At 61.6% G+C, this 19835-nt stretch carries 15 protein-coding genes; 5 read left to right on the top strand and 10 right to left on the bottom strand.

Translation table 11 applies throughout. The features are described 5' to 3' along the window. Positions 1-75 precede the first annotated feature (75 nt). The 4 genes from J3D60_RS29380 to J3D60_RS29365 form a co-directional block, all read right to left on the bottom strand. The gene (locus J3D60_RS29380) at positions 76-312 is read right to left on the bottom strand and encodes a DUF1653 domain-containing protein (protein WP_027604241.1); all 237 of its coding nucleotides are present in this window, start codon (positions 310-312) and stop codon (positions 76-78) included. Between the two features lie 97 nt (positions 313-409). Continuing rightward, positions 410-1585: an acetyl-CoA C-acyltransferase FadA gene (gene fadA / locus J3D60_RS29375; protein WP_026136849.1), complete on the bottom strand. Its 1176-nt coding sequence runs from the start codon at positions 1583-1585 to the stop codon at positions 410-412. A 29-nt stretch (positions 1586-1614) separates the two neighbouring features. Beyond that, complete coding sequence (gene fadB / locus J3D60_RS29370) at positions 1615-3762, bottom strand: fatty acid oxidation complex subunit alpha FadB (RefSeq protein ID WP_065938949.1); 2148 nt, start codon at positions 3760-3762, stop codon at positions 1615-1617. A gap of 495 nt (positions 3763-4257) precedes the next feature. Continuing rightward, on the bottom strand, positions 4258-4695 hold the full coding sequence (locus J3D60_RS29365; protein ID WP_253493686.1) for a hypothetical protein: 438 nt from the start codon (positions 4693-4695) through the stop codon (positions 4258-4260). Positions 4696-4800: 105 nt separating this feature from the next. Between J3D60_RS29365 and J3D60_RS29360 the strand changes: the two genes are divergently transcribed. Next, positions 4801-5241, top strand: a complete 441-nt coding sequence (locus tag J3D60_RS29360; RefSeq protein WP_027604244.1) for a universal stress protein — start codon at positions 4801-4803, stop codon at positions 5239-5241. A gap of 80 nt (positions 5242-5321) precedes the next feature. Here J3D60_RS29360 and J3D60_RS29355 read toward each other — a convergent pair whose 3' ends face one another. Then, positions 5322-7241, bottom strand: a complete 1920-nt coding sequence (locus J3D60_RS29355; RefSeq protein ID WP_065938947.1) for an ATP-binding cassette domain-containing protein — start codon at positions 7239-7241, stop codon at positions 5322-5324. 213 nt (positions 7242-7454) lie between these two features. Between J3D60_RS29355 and J3D60_RS29350 the strand changes: the two genes are divergently transcribed. Next, positions 7455-9383, top strand: coding sequence for a transglycosylase SLT domain-containing protein (locus tag J3D60_RS29350; RefSeq protein ID WP_253493683.1), 1929 nt, complete (start codon positions 7455-7457; stop codon positions 9381-9383). Between the two features lie 65 nt (positions 9384-9448). On the opposite strand, the gene J3D60_RS29345 is transcribed toward J3D60_RS29350, so the two are convergent. Then, positions 9449-11233 (bottom strand): ABC transporter transmembrane domain-containing protein, encoded by a 1785-nt coding sequence (locus J3D60_RS29345; protein ID WP_253493680.1) that lies wholly within the window; start codon positions 11231-11233, stop codon positions 9449-9451. Positions 11234-11479: 246 nt separating this feature from the next. Between J3D60_RS29345 and J3D60_RS29340 the strand changes: the two genes are divergently transcribed. Further along, positions 11480-11653: a PA1571 family protein gene (locus J3D60_RS29340; protein ID WP_027604248.1), complete on the top strand. Its 174-nt coding sequence runs from the start codon at positions 11480-11482 to the stop codon at positions 11651-11653. A gap of 54 nt (positions 11654-11707) precedes the next feature. Here the strand turns inward: J3D60_RS29340 and pdxB are convergent, their stop codons facing one another. Next, on the bottom strand, positions 11708-12853 hold the full coding sequence (gene pdxB, locus J3D60_RS29335) for a 4-phosphoerythronate dehydrogenase PdxB (protein WP_253493678.1): 1146 nt from the start codon (positions 12851-12853) through the stop codon (positions 11708-11710). A gap of 161 nt (positions 12854-13014) precedes the next feature. Between pdxB and J3D60_RS29330 the strand changes: the two genes are divergently transcribed. Then, positions 13015-14403: an MATE family efflux transporter gene (locus tag J3D60_RS29330; protein ID WP_253493677.1), complete on the top strand. Its 1389-nt coding sequence runs from the start codon at positions 13015-13017 to the stop codon at positions 14401-14403. A gap of 125 nt (positions 14404-14528) precedes the next feature. On the opposite strand, the gene tusA is transcribed toward J3D60_RS29330, so the two are convergent. Next, positions 14529-14780 (bottom strand): sulfurtransferase TusA, encoded by a 252-nt coding sequence (gene tusA / locus J3D60_RS29325; protein WP_253493676.1) that lies wholly within the window; start codon positions 14778-14780, stop codon positions 14529-14531. A gap of 27 nt (positions 14781-14807) precedes the next feature. Beyond that, positions 14808-15884, bottom strand: coding sequence for a 23S rRNA (cytidine(2498)-2'-O)-methyltransferase RlmM (gene rlmM / locus J3D60_RS29320; protein WP_110624214.1), 1077 nt, complete (start codon positions 15882-15884; stop codon positions 14808-14810). 196 nt (positions 15885-16080) lie between these two features. On the opposite strand from rlmM, the gene acnA reads away from it, so the two are divergent. Beyond that, positions 16081-18822, top strand: a complete 2742-nt coding sequence (acnA, locus tag J3D60_RS29315) for an aconitate hydratase AcnA (RefSeq protein ID WP_253493675.1) — start codon at positions 16081-16083, stop codon at positions 18820-18822. Between the two features lie 70 nt (positions 18823-18892). Here the strand turns inward: acnA and J3D60_RS29310 are convergent, their stop codons facing one another. Next, positions 18893-19831, bottom strand: a complete 939-nt coding sequence (locus J3D60_RS29310; protein WP_253493673.1) for an aspartyl/asparaginyl beta-hydroxylase domain-containing protein — start codon at positions 19829-19831, stop codon at positions 18893-18895. Positions 19832-19835 lie beyond the last annotated feature (4 nt).

Here is a 19835-nt window from a genome sequence, read left to right as displayed (position 1 = left end):
TGGCGCCTGACGCGGCAACGCTATATATAGTGGCAACAAGGTGAGGTCAAGCGCAGCATTCTGCGCGACCTGCCGTTATTGCCCTGAAAAAAGACTGGGTTCGACCTGGACCAAAGCAAAGCGCGGGACCTGCTCGCCGTCAACTTCGACGGTCTCCAGGAACATGCTCAAGGGGCGTACCCAAAAGCCGTAATCGCCATACAGTGCTTGGTAGAACACCACTTCTTCTTCGGTCTCGGAATGCCGTGCCACGCTGAAAACGCGGTACTGCGGACCTTTATAATGTTGGTAGAGCCCTGGTTCGACTTTCATGCTCTGGCCCCCTTACAAAATTTGTTGAAAAAAAATATTAAAAATTCCAAAAAACAAAAACCGGGGCACTGGGCCCCGGCTTCCGTCGACTCAACGCTTAGACGCGTTCGAAGACGGTGGAGATGCCTTGGCCGAGACCAATGCACATGGTTGCAACCCCAAGGTTACCGCCATTTTGCTTCATCACGTTAAGCAAAGTGCCGGAAATACGCGCACCGGAGCAACCGAATGGGTGGCCCAGGGCAATCGCACCGCCGTGCAGGTTAACCTTCTCGTTCATCTTGTCGAGCACTTTCAAATCTTTCAGCACCGGCAGGGCCTGTGCAGCGAAAGCTTCGTTGAGCTCGAAGAAGTCGATATCGGAGATGGTCAGGCCCGCGCGCTTCAAGGCTTTTTGCGTCGCAGGTACTGGACCATAGCCCATGATTGCCGGGTCCACACCCGCCACTGCCATCGAACGAATCACTGCCAGCGGCTGGATGCCAAGATCCTGGGCACGCTGCGCCGACATCACGATCATGCACGAGGCACCGTCGGTGATTTGCGACGAAGTACCCGCCGTCACGGTGCCGCCCTTTGGATTGAAGGCAGGCTTGAGGGCCGCCAGGCTTTCCAGGGTGGTATCCGGACGAATGGTTTCGTCGTAGTCGAACAGCTTGAGGAAACCGTTCTCGTCGTAGCCGTTCATCGGGATGATTTCATCCTTGAACTTGCCTTCCACGGTCGCCTTGTGGGCGAGTTGGTGGGAACGCACGCCGAACGCGTCCTGGGCTTCACGGGTAATGCCGTGCATCTTGCCGAGCATTTCCGCGGTCAGACCCATCATGCCCGAGGCTTTTGCCGCGTACAGCGACATGTGCGGGTTAGGATCGACGCCGTGCATCATGCTGACGTGGCCCATGTGCTCCACGCCACCAACCACGAACACATCACCGTTGCCGGTCATGATCGCCTGGGCGGCGGTGTGCAGCGCACTCATGGACGAGCCACACAGGCGGCTGACGGTCTGGCCGGCTGCCGTGTGCGGGATCTGCGTCATCAACGACGCCATGCGCGCGATGTTCCAGCCCTGCTCCAGGGTCTGGTTGACGCAGCCCCAGATCACGTCTTCGACTTCGTTCGGGTCGACCTTGACGTTACGTTCCAGCAGCTTGCTGATCAGGTGCGCCGACATGTCTTCAGCGCGGGTGTTGCGGTGCATGCCGCCCTTGGAGCGGCCCATCGGCGTACGACCGAAGTCGACAATCACGACGTCTCTTGGATTCAAGCTCATAAATATTCTCGCTCTAGTCGTCTGGGCACTTAACCGAAGAAGCGCTGGCCGTTCTTGGCCATCTCACGCAGCTTCGCGGTCGGGTGGTACAGCGGGCCCAGATCAGCGTATTGATCAGCCAGGGCAACGAACTCGGCCACACCGATCGAGTCGATGTAACGCAGCGCACCACCACGGAATGGAGGGAAGCCAATACCGTACACCAGGCCCATATCGGCCTCGGCGGCGGTTTCAACGATGCCGTCTTCCAGGCAACGCACGGTTTCCAGGCACAGGGCGATCATCATCCAGTTGATGATGTCCTCGTCGGACACCTCACGCTGCTCGTAGATGACCGGAGCCAGCACTTCGTGCACCGACGGGTCGGCCACTTTCTTCTGCTTGCCCTTCTTGTCCGCCTCGTAGGCGTAGAAGCCCTTGCCGTTCTTCTGGCCCAGGCGCTTGGCCTCGTAGAGCGCGTCGATCGCCGAACGGCGGTCGTCTTTCATGCGGTCCGGGAAGCCCTCAGCCATCACGTCACGACCGTGGTGGCCGGTGTCGATGCCGACCACGTCCATCAGGTACGCCGGGCCCATTGGCCAGCCGAATTTTTCCATGACCTTGTCGATGCGCACGAAGTCCACACCGGCACTCACCAGCTTGGCGAAACCGCCGAAGTACGGGAACAGCACGCGGTTGACCAGGAAGCCCGGGCAGTCGTTGACCACGATCGGGTTCTTGCCCATTTTCTTGGCGTAGGCAACGGTGGTGGCAATCGCCAGCTCGCTGGACTTCTCGCCACGGATCACTTCCACCAACGGCATCATGTGCACCGGGTTGAAGAAGTGCATGCCGACGAAGTTTTCCGGACGCTTGAGGGCCTTGGCCAGCAGCGAGATGGAAATGGTCGAGGTGTTCGACGCCAGGATGGTGTCGTCTTTGACGTGGCCTTCAACTTCAGCCAGTACCGCCTGCTTGACCTTCGGATTCTCGACAACCGCTTCGACCACCAGGTCGACATGGCCGAAATCGCCGTAGGACAGCGTAGGACGAATGCCGTTAAGCACCTCAGCCATCTTCGCCGCGGTCATACGACCTTTATCAACGCGGCCGACCAGCAGCTTGGCGGCTTCGGCCAGGCCCTGTTCGATCCCGTGCTCGTTGATGTCCTTCATCAGGATCGGCGTGCCTTTGGACGCCGACTGATAGGCGATACCGCCACCCATGATACCGGCACCGAGGACGGCAGCCTGTTTCACGTCCTTGGCGATTTCGTCGTAGGCCTTGGCCTTTTTCTTCAGTTCCTGGTCGTTCAGGAACAGGCCAATCAGGCTCTGGGCCGCCGAGGTCTTGGCCAGTTTGACGAAGCCTGCTGCTTCCACTTCCAGGGCTTTGTCGCGACCGAAGTTCGCGGCCTTCTGGATGGTCTTGATCGCTTCAACCGGTGCCGGGTAGTTCGGGCCGGCCTGGCCAGCCACGAAGCCCTTGGCGGTTTCGAACGACATCATTTGTTCGATGGCGTTGAGCTTGAGTTTTTCCAGCTTCGGCTGACGCTTGGCCTTGTAGTCAAATTCGCCGCTGATAGCGCCCTTGATCAGGTTCAACGCGGCTTCAGCCAGCTTGTCCGGAGCCACCACGGCGTCGACGGCACCGACTTTCAGTGCGTCTTCGGCACGGTTTTCCTTGCCGGCGGCAATCCACTCGATGGCGTTGTCGGCACCAATGATGCGCGGCAGGCGCACGGTGCCGCCGAAGCCTGGGTAGATGCCCAGCTTGACTTCAGGCAGGCCGATCTTGGCAGTGGCGGACATGACGCGGAAGTCCGCCGCCAGGCACATTTCCAGGCCGCCGCCCAGCGCGATGCCATTGATCGCGGCAACGGTAGGTACGTTGAGGTCTTCGAAATCGCTGAAAATCTTGTTGGCTTCGAGGTTGCCAGCCACCAGCTCGGCATCGGGCAGCTTGAAGTTGTCGACGAATTCGGTGATGTCAGCGCCGACGATAAACACGTCCTTGCCGCTGGAGACGATCACGCCTTTGATCGATGCATCAGCCTTGATGGTGTCTACGGCCTGACGCAGTTCGTTCAGGGTTAGACGGTTGAACTTGTTGACGGACTCACCCTTGAGGTCGAACTTCAGTTCGACGATGCCACTTTCAAGAGCCTTAACCGTGATGGCTTTACCTTCGTAAATCATCAACTGATCTCCACGATATGGAAGCTGAACAGTACACATTGGACGCTGGCCTATGCTTGGACATTGATAATTTCGTCAATGCTCAGGCCAATCCGCCAGGCACACCCGCCAATGCGATAGTCGGGGTTCTGTATGAGCGGTCTGACAGACAAACGCTCAATTCATACGCCCGTTTGATTTGGGTACGCCACCTTCATCCAATTCCGAGCAATTGTCAATCGCTCGAAAGGCTAGGAAAAACGCGACTTTCCAGTCATTTCAGAACCCCGGGGCCAGGCCCGCGATTCGTCAATATTCAACTATTCACGAAATCAATAATGAAAAAGATAGGGAAAACCGCTGTACAGAACGGGATATGCCGCTAGGCTAGCGACAACCGTAACGCGCCTGGATGAACATCCGACGCGGGAAACCCGGATTTACCGGCCTGCCTGGCCAACTCCAGCCCGATGATGCTTTCGGGCTTTTTATTGCCTGGGGTTTGACCAACAGGTGTCAGGCCAGGGCCTTGAGCAATGTATCAATGGCCAGCAGGTCGCTCGCCTCGCCCTTCTCGCCCCAGTAAAGGGCGATCATTTGCTTGTCGGCCTCGACCTTGTAGACATTCGCCGGCAGCGTTGCAAAATGCGGCAACAACTTCTCATCGACACACACTTCGCGCCACTGATTGACCCACACGCCCGGCTCCAGCTGCCAGTAGCTCCAAACTGCCGGCATCCTGCCGCGCCGGGGTCGGCAGTACTGCGCACACGGGCTCGGCGGCTCATGCTTGAGCCAGTGCGGCCACTCTTGGGGCGCCAGCTGCATGGCCAGGCCGATGCGGCGTGCCTCCATGCGCAGGGCCATGCGCCCGCTCTGATGGCGCGATGGGCGCAGCCATGCCAGGGGGCTCAGAACCACGACAAGGATTGACACCACTATCCAGACCGTCATATGTGTACTCCCGATTTTTCTGATGAGCGGATTTGACCTGACGCAACCCTATCCGCTTGAAAGCAGCCATACTGAATCTATTGCAGTCCCCTGGAGGAACGCCCCATGTCCTACGAACATATTCTGGTCGCCGTAGACCTGACCGAAGAGTGCGATCCAGTGATCAAGCGCGCCCGAGCGTTTGCCGTTGCCAGTGGCGCAAAACTGTCACTGGTGCATATCGTCGAGCCCATGGCCATGGCCTTTGGCGGCGACGTGCCCATGGACCTTTCCCAACTGCAGCAACAACAGTTCGACCAGGCCAAGGAGCGCCTTGACCGCCTGATCGTCAAATACCCCGAAGTGACCAAGGAAAACTCCCACCTCACCTACGGCCAACCGCGCCAGGAAATCCACCACTTGGCCAAGGAGCAGCATTGCGACCTGATCGTGGTCGGCAGTCATGGCCGTCATGGTTTGGCGTTGCTGCTGGGTTCTACTGCCAATGATGTGCTGCACGGTGCGCCGTGCGATGTATTGGCCGTCAGGCTGGTAAAAACCTCTTAAGGCCATTTGAACCGCATTTCATATGAAAAAGCCCGGCGCCCATATTAGGGCGCCGGGCTTTTTTATTGCGCGTAGATCACTCAGGCATCCAGCTCGGCCCAACGCTCGACCAGCACTTCCAGCTCCTGGTTCAACGTCTCCAGAGAGGCGATGACCTTGGCGGTTTCCGCTGCCGGACGCAGATAGAAACCCGCGTCAGCCATTTCCGCCTCTACCGCGGCGATCTGCTGTTCCTTGGCGTCGATATCACCCGGCAAGGCTTCCAGCTCACGCTGCAGCTTGTAGCTGAGTTTCTTCTTGGTCGCCGGCGCCGCTTCCTGGGCCGGTGCAGCCGCTTCCACCGGAGCCACCACAGCGGAGGCCAGGTCGGCCTTGCCGGACTTGCTCTCGGTCACGCCCAACAGGCGCGGCGAGCCGCCCTGACGCAGCCAGTCCTGGTAACCACCGACGTATTCGCGCACCTTGCCTTCACCTTCGAAGACCAGGGTGCTGGTGACCACGTTGTCGAGGAATGCCCGGTCGTGGCTGACCATCAGCACAGTGCCGTTGAAGGTCAGCAGGACCTCTTCCAGCAGCTCGAGGGTTTCCACGTCGAGGTCGTTGGTCGGTTCGTCGAGCACCAGCAGGTTGGCCGGCTTGCTGAACAGCTTGGCCAGCAGCAGGCGCGCACGCTCGCCACCGGACAAGGCCTTCACTGGCGTACGCGCACGCTGCGGGCTGAACAGGAAATCGCCCAGGTAGCTGAGTACGTGGCGGCTCTGGCCGTCGATATCGATAAAGTCGCGGCCTTCGGCGACGTTGTCGATCACGGTCTTTTCCAGGTCCAACTGATGGCGCAACTGGTCGAAGTAGGCCACGTCGATGCGCGTGCCCTCTTCCACCGTGCCGCTGGTCGGTTGCAGACCATTGAGCATCAGTTTGAGCAAGGTGGTCTTGCCGGTACCGTTGGCACCCAACAGGCCGATACGGTCGCCGCGCTGCAGGACCATAGAGAAGTCCTTGATCAGGAACGGACCATCCGGGTGATGGAAGCTGACGTTCTCCAGCACCATGACCTGCTTGCCCGACTTATCGGCGGTATCCAGCTGGATATTGGCCTTGCCGGTGCGCTCGCGACGTTCGCTGCGCTCAACGCGCAGGGCCTTGAGGGCACGCACGCGGCCTTCGTTACGGGTGCGGCGCGCCTTGATGCCCTGGCGGATCCAGACTTCTTCCTGGGCCAGTTTCTTGTCGAACAGGGCGTTGGCGGTTTCTTCGGCAGCCAGCGTCGCCTCTTTGTGCACCAGGAAGCTGGCGTAATCGCCGTTCCAGTCGATCAGGCCACCACGGTCCAGCTCGAGGATCCGCGTGGCGAGGTTTTGCAGGAAGGAACGGTCATGCGTGATGAACAGCACGGCGCCCTGGAAATCCTTGAGGGCTTCTTCCAGCCAGGCGATGGCGCCGATGTCCAGGTGGTTGGTTGGCTCGTCGAGCAGCAGCAGGTCCGGCTCGGACACCAGGGCCTGGGCCAGCAGCACACGACGACGCCAGCCGCCGGACAACTCGGCGAGGGTCTTGTCGGCCGGCAGCTGCAGGCGGCTCAGGGTGCTGTCCACCAGTTGCTGCAGGCGCCAGCCGTCACGGGCTTCGAGGTCTTGCTGAACGTGCATCAGCTTGTCCAGGTCGGCTTCGGTGACGCAGTTCTGGGCCAGGTGATGGTATTGCGCAAGCAACTCACCGACACCGTCCAGGCCTTCGGCAACCACGTCGAACACAGTCCGTCCGTCGGCAACCGGCAATTCCTGCGGCAATTCGCCAATCTTGAGGCCTGGGGCGCGCCAGACAGAGCCGTCATCGGGCTTCTGGTCGCCCTTTACCAGCTTCATCATGCTGGACTTGCCGGTGCCGTTGCGGCCGATGATGCACACCCGCTCACCACGGGCGATCTGCCAGGACACCTTGTCCAACAACGGCATAGCGCCGAAAGCAAGGGACACATCGCTGAATTTGAGCAGGGTCATACGCTTCTCCAAAAACTGGGCGCGCATTCTACCTGACTTGAGGGTGGGATGCGGCCAGCATTTTCGCTACCGACACGTTCTTTAGGACATTTCCGGAGAACTTGAACGAACCACCTGGCAAAGCTTTCGCCGGCCGCTGGCAAAAGGCTAAGCTAGGGGCAATCAGTGTCGGCGGTGCCGGTGCTAGTCGTGATTTCTCTGCACGGACGTCTCATGCGCAGTCGCCTTTTCAACTTTTTATCTTGTCTGCTTCTTTCCGCCACCGCCGTTCAATCCGCCCAGGCCGTGGACCTCACCACCCAACGTCAATATTACGATGAAGCCAAACGCGCCCTGGCCAAGGGCGATACCGGCCCCTACATGCAATACAGCCAGGCCCTGGCCGACTACCCGCTGACGCCCTACCTGGCCTACGACGAACTGACCGCCCGGTTGAAGACCGCCAGCAACGAGGAAATCGAACAATTCCTCGCCAAAAACGGCGACCTGCCCCAGGCCAACTGGATGAAGCTGCGCTGGTTGCGCTGGCTGGCCGAGCGTGGCGACTGGCAGACCTTTGAAAAGTACTATGACCCCAAGCTTAATTTCGTCGAGCTGGACTGCCTGCACGGTCAGTTCCAACTGACCCACAACCTCAAGGCTGAAGGCTACAAGACCACCGAGAAACTGTGGATGACCGGCAAATCCCAGCCGGCCGCCTGTGATGCCACCTTCAGCCAGTGGGCCGCGGACGGCCAACTCACCGAACAAAAAATCTGGGACCGCGCCAAACTCGCCGCCGAAGCACGCAATTACCCGCTGGCCAACAGCCTGGTAAAAACCCTGCCGACCCTGGGCACCCAGGGCCGCCTGATGGTGGACGTGGCGCAAAAGCCCGACATGCTCAGCGACCCGTCGCGCTTCCTGCCGGCCACCGAGGCGATGTCTGACGCCGTGGGCCTGGGCCTGCGCCGCCTGGCACGCCAGGATCCGGACAAGGCCATGGCGCTGCTCGACGGTTACGCCAGCAGCATGCACTTCTCCCGTGACGAAAAAGTGGCAATCGCCCGTGAAATCGGCCTGACCCTGGCCAAGCGCTTCGACCCGCGGGCGCTTGAGGTGATGACCAAGTACGACCCCGAGTTGCGCGACAACACGGTGTCCGAATGGCGCCTGCGCCTGCTGTTGCGCCTGGCCCGTTGGGAAGACGCCTACCAACTGACGCGCAAACTCCCACAGGATTTGGCCACCACCAACCGCTGGCGCTACTGGCAGGCCCGCAGCCTGGAACTGGCCGAGCCGAAAAACCCGCAAGCCCTGGTGCTGTACAAGAATCTCGCGCAGGAACGGGACTTCTATGGCTTCCTGGCCGCCGATCGCTCCAAGGCGCCGTACCAGTTGAAGAACAAGCCGCTGCTGATGAGCCAGGCGCTGGTCAACAAAGTGCGTAACACCCCGGGCGTGCGCCGTGCCCTTGAGTTCTACGCCCGGGGCCAGATCGTGGATGGTCGTCGCGAGTGGTACCACGTCAGCCGCCACTTCAACCGTGACGAAATGGTCGCCCAGGCCAAGCTGGCCTACGACATGAAGTGGTACTTCCCGGCGATCCGCACCATCAGCCAGGCCCAGTACTGGGATGACCTGGACATCCGCTTCCCGATGGCCCACCGCGACACCCTGGTGCGCGAAGCCAAGGTCCGTGGCCTGCATTCCAGCTGGGTGTTTGCCATCACTCGCCAGGAAAGCGCCTTCATGGACGACGCCCGCTCCGGGGTCGGCGCCAGCGGCCTGATGCAACTGATGCCCGGCACCGCCAAGGACACCGCGCGCAAGTTCAGCATCCCCCTGGCCTCACCCGCCCAGGTGCTGGACCCGGACAAAAACATCCAGCTCGGCGCGGCTTACCTGAGCCAGGTGCACAGTCAGTTCAACGGCAACCGCGTCCTCGCCTCCGCCGCCTACAACGCCGGTCCCGGCCGTGTGCGCCAGTGGCTGCGCGGCGCCGACCACCTGAGCTTCGACGTCTGGGTGGAAAGCATCCCGTTCGACGAAACCCGCCAGTATGTGCAGAACGTGCTGTCTTATTCGGTGATCTACGGGCAGAAGCTCAACTCGCCACAGCCGTTGGTGGATTGGCATGAGCGCTACTTTGATGATCAATAAGGTTTGAAGCAGAAATGAAAATGCCCGCATTGAGAGATGCGGGCATTTTTTATGCGCACCGCAACTCAGTGTTCGCTGCTCTCCTCAGCTCCATCACTGAACTGCAACGCCGCCAATCGCGCATATAACGGATTGCTCGCAATCAACTGCTGATGCGTGCCCACCGCCACCAGCCTGCCCTGATCCATCACCGCGATGCGGTCAGCGTTCTTCACCGTCGCCAGTCGATGGGCGATAACCAGCGTGGTGCGCCCTTGCATCAATTGCGGCAACGCTTGCTGGATCAGGTGTTCACTCTGGGCATCCAGGGCACTGGTGGCTTCGTCCAGCAGCAGGATCGGCGCGTCCACCAGCAACGCGCGGGCAATCGCCAATCGTTGGCGCTGGCCGCCGGAGAGGCCCATACCGCCGTCGCCGAGGTGGGTCTGGTAGCCGTCGGGCATTTGCAGGATGAAATCGTGGGCGTGGGCGATGCGGGCAGCGGCTTCGACTTGCTCGCGGGTAGCGGTGGGGTTGCCGTAGCGGATGTTCTCTTCGACGCTGCCGAAGAACAGCGCCGGGCTCTGGGACACCAGGGCGAAGTGGCGACGCAGGTCCAGGGGGTCGAGATCGGTCAGCGCCTGGCCTTCAATCAGGATGCGGCCTTGCTGGGGATCGTAGAAGCGCAGCAGCAGGTCGAAAATCGTCGACTTGCCCGCGCCGGACGGCCCCACCAGTGCCAGGGTTTCGCCAGGGTTGATGCTCAGGTTCAGGCCGTCGATGGCGTAGCTGTCCGGCCGCGAAGGGTAGGAAAAGCGCAGGTCCTGCAGCTCCATGCGCCCGCTGACGCGCTCGGGCAACTGCACTTTACCCGTGGCCGGCGCCTGGATCTCGTTGCTCGACTGCAACAGCTCACCAATGCGCTCCGCTGCACCGGCGGCACGTTGCAGTTCACCGAGGACTTCGCTCAGGGTACCGACGGCGCTGCCGACGATCAGGCTGTAGAACACGAACGCAGCCAGCTCGCCGCCGGAAATGCGCCCGCTGATCACATCCATTCCCCCGACCCACAGCATCACGCCCACCGCACCCAGCACCAGCATGATCACCAGGGTGATCAACCAGGCGCGCTGGGCGATGCGCTTGCGGGCGGTGCTGAACGCCTCTTCCACGGTCACGGCAAAGCGTTGCTCGTCCTGGACCTGGTGGTTATAGGCTTGCACGGTCTTGATCTGGCCAAGGGTCTCGGACACGTAGCTGCCCACATCGGCAATACGGTCCTGGCTCAGGCGCGACAGGCTGCGCACGCGACGGCCAAAGATCAGGATCGGCGCCAGCACCAGCGGCAGCGCCACCACCACGATACTGGTGAGCTTGGGGTTGGTGATGAACAACAGCACGATGCCGCCGATCACCATCAAGGCATTGCGCAGGAACAGCGACAACGACGAGCCGATCACCGATTGCAGCAGGGTGGTGTCGGTGGTCAAACGCGATTGGATTTCAGAGCTGCGGTTGTTCTCGTAGAAACCTGGGTGCAGGTAGATCAGGTGGTTGAAGACCTGCCGGCGAATGTCCGCCACCACCCGCTCGCCGATCCACGACACCAGGTAAAACCGCGCAAACGTGCCCACGGCCAAGCCCAGCACCAGCACCATGAACAGGCCGATGGACTGGTTGAGCAGGTGCGGCGATTGGGTCATGAAGCCCTGGTCCACCAGCAGGCGAATGCCCTGCCCCATGGACAAGGTGATGCCGGCGGTGACGATCAGCGCGACCAGGGCACCGAGGGCCTGCCAGCGGTAGGGCGCGATGAAACGACTGGCCAGGCGAATTGCACGGCGTTGACGGACTGAGAGCATGGAGGGCATCACCTGATCGGAAAGGGTTGGTACCTGCCTGCTTACATGGGGGGAACTTGCGCGAATAACAATGAGTCAGGTTAATTATGCCCGCCGATGCTGGCCCCTAGAGGCTATCGGTCTAACGCCCGGCTGGAAATCCACAGCGGTTTCTGGTGGACTGGGTGTTCGAACCGGTGATCTCGTAAGGAGTTGTAACAGCGCGGTCACTCGGGGGTTATACAGTAGGTACACAACCTGATGAGGAGACAGGCCATGACCTTGCAAAACAGCAGCGATGCCAAGATTGAAGTGATCCGCCAACCGCAGCACTTGCCTTGCTCCGTGATCGACGCCCAGGGCCGCGAAGTGCAGATTACCGAAGAGATGATCCAGCAGGCGTGCCGCGAGCTGGAACAGCGACTGGTCAAGCCTGCCCAGCAAGGCTGAAGGGCCCACGCTCTTTCAAACCCGGCCCCGGTGGCCGGGTTTTTTATTCAGTGCCTAGACGGTTGTCGCGCCCAATGCGGACACGATGCGCGCCAACGCCGGCGACTCCCCATTCACAATGCGCACCTTCAAGCCATCAATCTCACGACGCTCCGGATAATGCTTGCGCAGCACGTCGAACGCCTTGCGTTGTTCTTCGACGCTGCCCACCAGGCTGCGACGGAAATCCGCATCATCACGGCGCGGGTCGTACACGCTGCGGCACAAGGTCGCGAGCGCCCAGGCGGGGTCGGTCGACGCGTTCAAGTGCACTTCGGCCAGCCACGGTTGCGGCAACAAGTCGCCCAGCTGAATGCTGGGCTCATGGCCCAGGTGCGCGCAGAACGCCTGATAGATCTGCGCCGTACCGCGCTGTTTGCCGTCCAGGCTGTAGCCGGCGATATGCGGGGTGGCCAGCACACACAGGTCGGCCAGGTCGACGTCCACCTCGGGCTCGCCTTCCCACACGTCCAGCACCGCTTGCAGGTCTTCACGCGCCAGCAGTACGTCGCGCAGGGCGGCGTTGTCCACCACCGGGCCACGGCTGGCGTTGATCAGCCAGGTGCCGGGCTTGAGGCGGTTGAGGCGGTCGCGATCAAACAGGTGCCAGGTGGAACCATTGCCGGATTTGGTCAACGGCGTGTGCAGGCTGATCACATCGCACTGCTCGATGATCTGCTCGAGGCTGACGTAATCGCCGTCTTCGGCGATCTGGCGCGGCGGATCGCAGACCAGTACGTTCCAGCCCAGGCCCTTGAGCACTTCGATCAGTCGCCCGCCCACTTCACCGGCGCCGACGACGCCGTAGGTACGCTGGTTGAGGTCGGCGCCTTCGATCTCGGCCAGGGTTTGCAGGCTGCCCAGCACATAGTCCACCACGCCACGCGCATTGCAGCCGGGGGCGCTGGACCACTGGATACCGGCCTGCTTGAAGTAATCGAGGTCGAGGTGGTCGGTGCCGATGGTGCAGGTGCCGACAAAACGCACCTGCGTGCCGCCCAGCAGGGCGCGGTTGACGTTGGTCACCGAGCGCACCAGCAGCACATCGGCCTGTTCGACGGTGGCGCGGTCGATGGAACGACCGGACACTCGGCGAATCTCGCCAAATCCTTGGAAGAACTCATCGAGCAGCGGGATATTTTCGTCGGCAACAATCAGCATGGCAGGCTCCTTTGGCGGATCAGCAGTGTACAGGGATGCGATCTTCAATGTGGGAGGGGGCTGGCAGGTCGCTTACAAATCCCTAACACAGGTTTTTTCCTGACCGTTACGTCAAGGCGTAGAATCCGCGGCCTTGCACCCTCTTGACTGGACTTGCGTACGTGAACACTGCCACTGCCCCCCTCACCCGCCCCGCCCGCATCAGCCGGGAAGTGGGTGGCCTGCTGACGCTCGCGCTGCCGATCATGATCGGCCAACTGGCAACCACGGCCATGAGCTTCGTCGATGCGGTGATGGCCGGGCGCGTCAGCCCCCAGGACTTGGCGGCGGTGGGCCTGGGCAACTCGATCTGGATTCCGGTGTACCTGCTGATGACCGGTACGCTGCTGGCCACCACGCCGAAAGTCGCCCAGCGCTACGGTGCGGGCCACTACGGCGAAATCGGGCCGTTGGTGCGTCAGTCACTGTGGCTGGCGGTGGTGGTCGGCATCATCGGCGCGCTGCTGTTGCTCTGCGCCGAGCCGATCCTGCATGCCATGAAGGTCGAGCCGGACCTTATCGCCCCCACCATGGGCTACCTGCATGGCATCGCCGCCGGGATGCCGGCCATCGCCCTCTATTACGTGCTGCGCTGTTTCAGTGATGGCCTGGGCCGCACCCTGCCCAGCATGGCCATGGGCCTGTGCGGGTTGGCGCTGAATATTCCGCTGAACTACATCTTCATCTACGGCCACCTGGGCGTGCCGGCCATGGGCGGCGTGGGCTGCGGCTGGGCCACGGCCATTGCGATGTGGGTGATGATGCTCGGCATGGCCGCCTGGACCCGCTGGGGGGCCGCCTACCAGAGCAGCGAACTGTTCAAGCGCTTCGACTGGCCGCAGTGGTCGGTGATCAAGCGCGTACTGGGGATTGGCCTGCCGATCGGCATCGCGATCTTTGCCGAATCGAGCATCTTTGCCGTCATCGCCCTGCTGCTCGGCAGCCTGGGCGCCACGGTTGTGTCGGGGCACCAGATCGCGCTGAACGTCAGCTCACTGGTGTTTATGATCCCTTATTCCCTGAGCATGGCCGTCACCGTGCGCGTCGGCCAGGCCCTGGGGCGTGGCGAGGCGCGTGAAGCACGCTTCGCCGCCGGGGTCGGCATGGGCACGGCGCTGGCGTACGCCTGCCTGTCCTGCAGCCTGATGCTGGTGTTTCGCGAGCAGATTGCGGCGATCTACACCCCGGACCCGATTGTCATCCACCTGGCCTCGACGCTGATCGTGTTTTCAGCGCTGTTCCAGTTCAGTGACTCGATCCAGGTCACCGCCGCCGGCGCCCTGCGGGGCTACCAGGACACCCGCGTCACCATGGTGCTGACCCTCTTTGCCTATTGGGGCGTGGGGCTGCCGGTGGGGTACGCCCTGGGGCTGAGCAACTGGCTGGGCGAACCCAGCGGCCCGAGCGGTTTGTGGCAAGGGCTGATCGTGGGCTTGAGCTGTGCGGCGGGGATGCTGCTGGTGCGCCTGGCGCGCAGTGCACGCCGGCGCATTCGCGACAACAAGGCATAAGCACAACGCGTCCCCTGTAGGAGCGAGCTTGCTCGCGAAAAACCCGAGAGCGCCGCGTTCCTTCAGGATACGCGCATCATCGTTAACGCCCTTCGCGAGCAAGCTCGCTCCTACAGGGACCGGTGTTAGTCGAGTTTTTTGCGGATCCAGTACAGATAGGTACCGGCCTGCTCCTGTTGATCCACCAGTTCATGGTCAAGGAACACGCAGAACTTGGGGATATCGCGGCGCGTCGACGGGTCGGTCGCGATCACCTTGAGCAAGCCGCCGGGCGGCAGGTCGCGGATGTGCTGGTGCAGCATCATCATCGGCTCAGGGCAGTTGAGGCCCGTTGCGTCGAGGGTGCCATCCACGGCGGTGTCGAAAATATCGCTCATTGTCTACTCCTGAAACCGGCGCTCAGTTTAGCGGGCCTTGGTTTTCTTCACATCCACCAGCCGACGCAGGTGGCAGGTCACTTCTTCACGGTCGTGATACAGCTGCTTGCAGCCGATCTCCACCCGAATGCCGCGCGCCTTGAAGCCTTCTTCGATACGCTCCAGCAGGCGCTTGACCTCGGCGTAACGCTGCTTCATCGGCAACTTCAGGTTCACCACCGCCTCGCGGCAATGCCCTTCGCCGATCCAGGTCTCCAGCAATGCCGCGTTGCGCGCCGGCTTTTCGACGATGTCGCAGACCATCCAGTCCACCGGCTGCTTGGGCACGAAGGTAAAGCCGTCTGCCATCAGGTGCTGCACCAGGCCGGTGTCCATCAGGCTTTCGGCCATGGGGCCGTTGTCGATGGCGGTCACCAGCATGCCACGGTTGACCAGCTGCCAGGTCCAGCCGCCAGGGGCTGCGCCCAGATCGACGCCGGTCATGTCGCCATGCAGGCGCTCGTCCCATTGGTCGCGGGGGATAAAGTGGTGCCAGGCTTCTTCCAGTTTCAGGGTTGAGCGGCTTGGCGCGTCCCGGGGGAATTTCAACCGCGGGATGCCCATCGGCCACATCGCCGAGTTATTCGACTCGGCCAAACCCATGAACACTTCGCGGCCGCTTTTGAAGGTCAGCAGCAGGCGCGGCTTGCTCGGGTCGTCCACCAGCTTGCCGGCGTTCAACAAGGCTTTGCGCAGGTGCACTTCGAATTTCTTGCAGAAGTTCGAGAGTTCCTTGCCGTCATTGGTGTCGACCATCTCCAGCCACAGGCTGCCGCACACCGGGAATTCACGCAGGTGAGCGAGAATCACGCTGATACGGTCGGTTTCCGGCAGGTCGATAAACACCCCGCGCGCCCACTGCCGCGGGAAGATCAGCTCGGCAAAGCGCTGGCCGTGCATCAGGCGCTGGGCGCCGTCTTCTTCGGTGCAGACAAATTCGGCGCAGGCGCTGCCGGTCTTGGCCTTGGCGTAGCCGGAAACGTTCAGGCGCGCGGCGTGTTCCGCGATCTCGGAACAGACTTCGCCCTCAAACCCCGGGCGGCAGTGCATAAAAAGGGTGTTCATCGACTCTCCTGGTGACTCAACTGACGTTGCGCTATCGCAATGCCTGTCATGAAAACGCGCGCATGATAGCCGAGTTCGGAACCTTGGTTCTGTCCATAGAGTCCAGTAATTAGCCAGCTACTGAAAACAGCGCTAGTTTGAAAGCTCTGTTCGTCCCGTCAGGTCCGTAGCCGTGCGGACCATAAGGAGTCATGTAATGTCATCCCTTGATAGCCTGAGTACCCTTAAAACTTTAGAAATCGACGACAAGACCTACCACTACTTCAGCCTGCCCGAGGCCGCCAAGCGCCTGGGTGACCTGGATAAGCTGCCGATGTCCCTCAAGGTGCTGCTGGAGAACCTGCTGCGTTGGGAGGACAACAAGACCGTCACCGGCGCCGACCTCAAGGCCATTGCCGCCTGGCTCAAAGAACGCCAGTCCGACCGTGAGATCCAGTACCGCCCCGCCCGCGTGTTGATGCAGGACTTTACCGGCGTACCCGCCGTGGTCGACCTGGCCGCCATGCGCGCCGCCGTGGCCAAGGCCGGCGGCGACCCGCAGCGCATCAACCCGCTCTCGCCGGTGGACCTGGTGATCGACCACTCGGTGATGGTCGACAAGTTCGGCAACGCCGACGCCTTTGGGCAGAACGTCGACATCGAAATGCAGCGCAACGGCGAACGCTACGCCTTCCTGCGCTGGGGCCAGAGCGCCTTCGACAACTTCAGCGTGGTACCGCCGGGCACCGGCATCTGCCACCAGGTCAACCTCGAATACCTGGGCCGCACCGTGTGGACCAAGGACGAGGACGGTCGCACCTACGCCTTCCCCGACACCCTGGTGGGCACCGACTCCCACACCACCATGATCAACGGCCTCGGCGTGCTCGGCTGGGGCGTGGGCGGGATCGAAGCGGAAGCGGCGATGCTCGGCCAGCCGGTGTCGATGCTGATCCCGGAAGTGATCGGCTTCAAGCTCACCGGCAAATTGAAAGAAGGCATCACCGCCACCGACCTGGTGCTGACCGTCACCCAGATGCTGCGCAAGAAAGGCGTGGTGGGTAAGTTCGTCGAGTTCTACGGCGACGGCCTGGCCGACCTGCCCCTGGCGGACCGCGCGACCATCGCCAACATGGCCCCGGAATACGGCGCCACCTGCGGCTTTTTCCCGGTGGATGAGGTGACGCTGGACTACCTGCGCCTCTCCGGGCGCCCGGCAGCCACCGTGAAGCTGGTCGAGGCCTACACCAAGGCCCAGGGCCTGTGGCGCCACGCTGGCCAGGAACCGGTGTTCACCGACAGCCTGGCCCTCGACATGGGCAGCGTCGAAGCCAGCCTCGCCGGGCCGAAACGCCCACAGGACCGCGTGTCCCTGCCCAATGTCGGCCAGGCGTTCAGCGACTTCCTCGACCTGCAGTTCAAACCCACCACCAAGGAAGAAGGCCGCCTGGAAAGTGAAGGCGGCGGCGGTGTGGCCGTAGGCAACGCCGACCTGGTGGGCGAAACCGACTATGAATACGAAGGCCAGACCTATCGCCTGAAAAACGGCGCCGTGGTGATCGCCGCCATCACCTCCTGCACCAACACGTCCAACCCCAGCGTAATGATGGCCGCCGGGCTGGTGGCGAAAAAAGCCGTGGAGAAAGGCCTCACGCGCAAACCCTGGGTGAAAACCTCCCTGGCGCCTGGCTCCAAAGTGGTCACCGACTACTACAAGGCCGCGGGCCTCACCCAGTATCTGGATAAAATTGGCTTCGACCTCGTGGGCTATGGCTGCACCACCTGCATCGGCAACTCCGGGCCGTTGCCCGAGCCGATTGAAAAAGCCATCCAGAAGGCCGACCTCGCCGTAGCTTCGGTGCTGTCCGGCAACCGCAACTTCGAAGGCCGCGTACACCCATTGGTGAAAACCAACTGGCTGGCCTCGCCGCCGCTGGTGGTGGCCTACGCCTTGGCCGGTACGGTGCGCATCGACATCAGCAGCGAACCCTTGGGTAACGACCAGGACGGCAAGCCGGTGTACCTCAAGGACATCTGGCCGAGCAGCCAGGAGATCGCCGACGCCGTTGCGCAGGTCAGCACCGGAATGTTCCACAAGGAATACGCCGAGGTGTTTGCCGGTGACGAACAGTGGCAAGCCATTGAGGTGCCACAAGCCGCGACCTATGTGTGGCAGAAAGACTCCACCTACATCCAGCACCCGCCATTCTTCGACGACATCGCCGGGCCTCTGCCGGTGATCAAAGACGTCAAGGGCGCCCACGTACTGGCGTTGCTGGGGGACTCGGTGACCACCGACCACATTTCCCCCGCCGGCAACATCAAGACCGACAGCCCCGCCGGCCGCTACCTGCGCGAGCAAGGCGTGGAGCCGCGTGACTTCAACTCCTACGGCTCACGCCGGGGCAACCATGAAGTGATGATGCGCGGCACCTTCGCCAATATCCGCATCCGTAATGAAATGCTTGGCGGCGAGGAAGGTGGCAATACGTTGTACATCCCCACCGGCGAGAAAATGCCGATCTACGATGCGGCCATGAAGTACCAGGCTTCGGGCACACCGCTGGTGGTGATCGCCGGCCAGGAATACGGCACCGGCTCCAGCCGCGACTGGGCCGCCAAGGGCACCAACCTGTTGGGGGTCAAGGCGGTGATCGCCGAGAGTTTCGAGCGGATTCACCGTTCCAACCTGGTGGGCATGGGCGTGCTGCCGCTGCAGTTCAAGCTGGATCAGAACCGCAAGGCGCTGAAGCTTACGGGCAAGGAGAAGATCGATATCCTCGGCCTGACCGAGGTAGAGATCGTACCGCGGATGAACCTGACGCTGGTGATTACCCGGGAGGACGGCAGCAGCGAGAAGGTCGAGGTGCTGTGCCGGATCGATACCTTGAATGAAGTGGAATACTTCAAGTCGGGGGGGATTCTGCACTATGTGCTGCGGCAGTTGATTGCCTCTTAAGAACACAGGAGATCAAATGTGGGAGGGGGCTTGCCCCCTCCCACATTTTGACCGCGTTTAACGCTTCAGATCAGCCGAACAACCACTTCCACAGCAGTACCAACACCACTACCGCCAGCACCGGCCGCGCAATGCGGTAAGCCTTCGGATGCTTGCGCTTCCACTGCTTGACCACACCGCTGAACTTGTCGCTGAAGGTCTTGCTCCAGGCGTACGCCTGGTTGATGCCGCCGACGCGCTCGTCGTCGAGGTTCTGCGGCGCGGTGGCGCGGCCCAGTTGCTTGCTGACCCAGCGGTTGACGCGGGTCATCACGCGATTGCTCAGCGGGCGTTCGATGTCGCAGAACAGGATCACGCGGGTCTTGTCGGTTTCGTTCTTCACCCAGTGCACGTAGGTTTCGTCGAACATCACGTCGTCACCGTCGCGCCAGGCGTATACCTGGCCGTCGACGAAGATGCGGCAGTCGTCGGAGTTCGGCGTGGACAAGCCCAGGTGATACCGCAGGGAACCGGCAAACGGGTCACGGTGCGGGTTGAGGTGGCTGCCGCCCGGCAACAGCGCGAACATCGCGCCCTTGACGTTGGGGATGCTGCTCACCAGCGCCACGGTTTTCGGGCACAGCGCCTCGGCCGATGGCAGGGGTTTGTCGTACCACTTGAGGTAGAAACGCTTCCAGCCCTTCTTGAAGAACGAACCGAAACCGGCGTCGTTGTTCTTTTCGGCGGCGCGGATGTAACCCTCGTCGAACAGGTGCATGGCCTCTTCGCGGATCACTTCCCAGTTGTCCTTGAGCACGTCCAGTTCCGGGAACTTGCTCCGGTCCAGGTACGGCTTGGACGGCACCGCCGAAAACAGGTACATCAAGGCGTTATAGGGGGCGAACAGCGCCGAATGGTTGACGAACTGGCGCAACATCGGCAAACGGGCCTTGCCGCGCAGGTGCACGTACAGCGTGCTGCCGATAAACAGCAACAACACCGACAGTTTGGCGGCCAAAGAAAAGGTCATGCAG

This window comes from Pseudomonas sp. S3E17, assembly GCF_024168685.1.
GTDB lineage: Bacteria > Pseudomonadota > Gammaproteobacteria > Pseudomonadales > Pseudomonadaceae > Aquipseudomonas > Aquipseudomonas marginalis.
The sequence above is the reverse complement of the archived record's forward strand: the minus strand, read 5'-3'. Positions and strand labels throughout refer to the sequence as shown.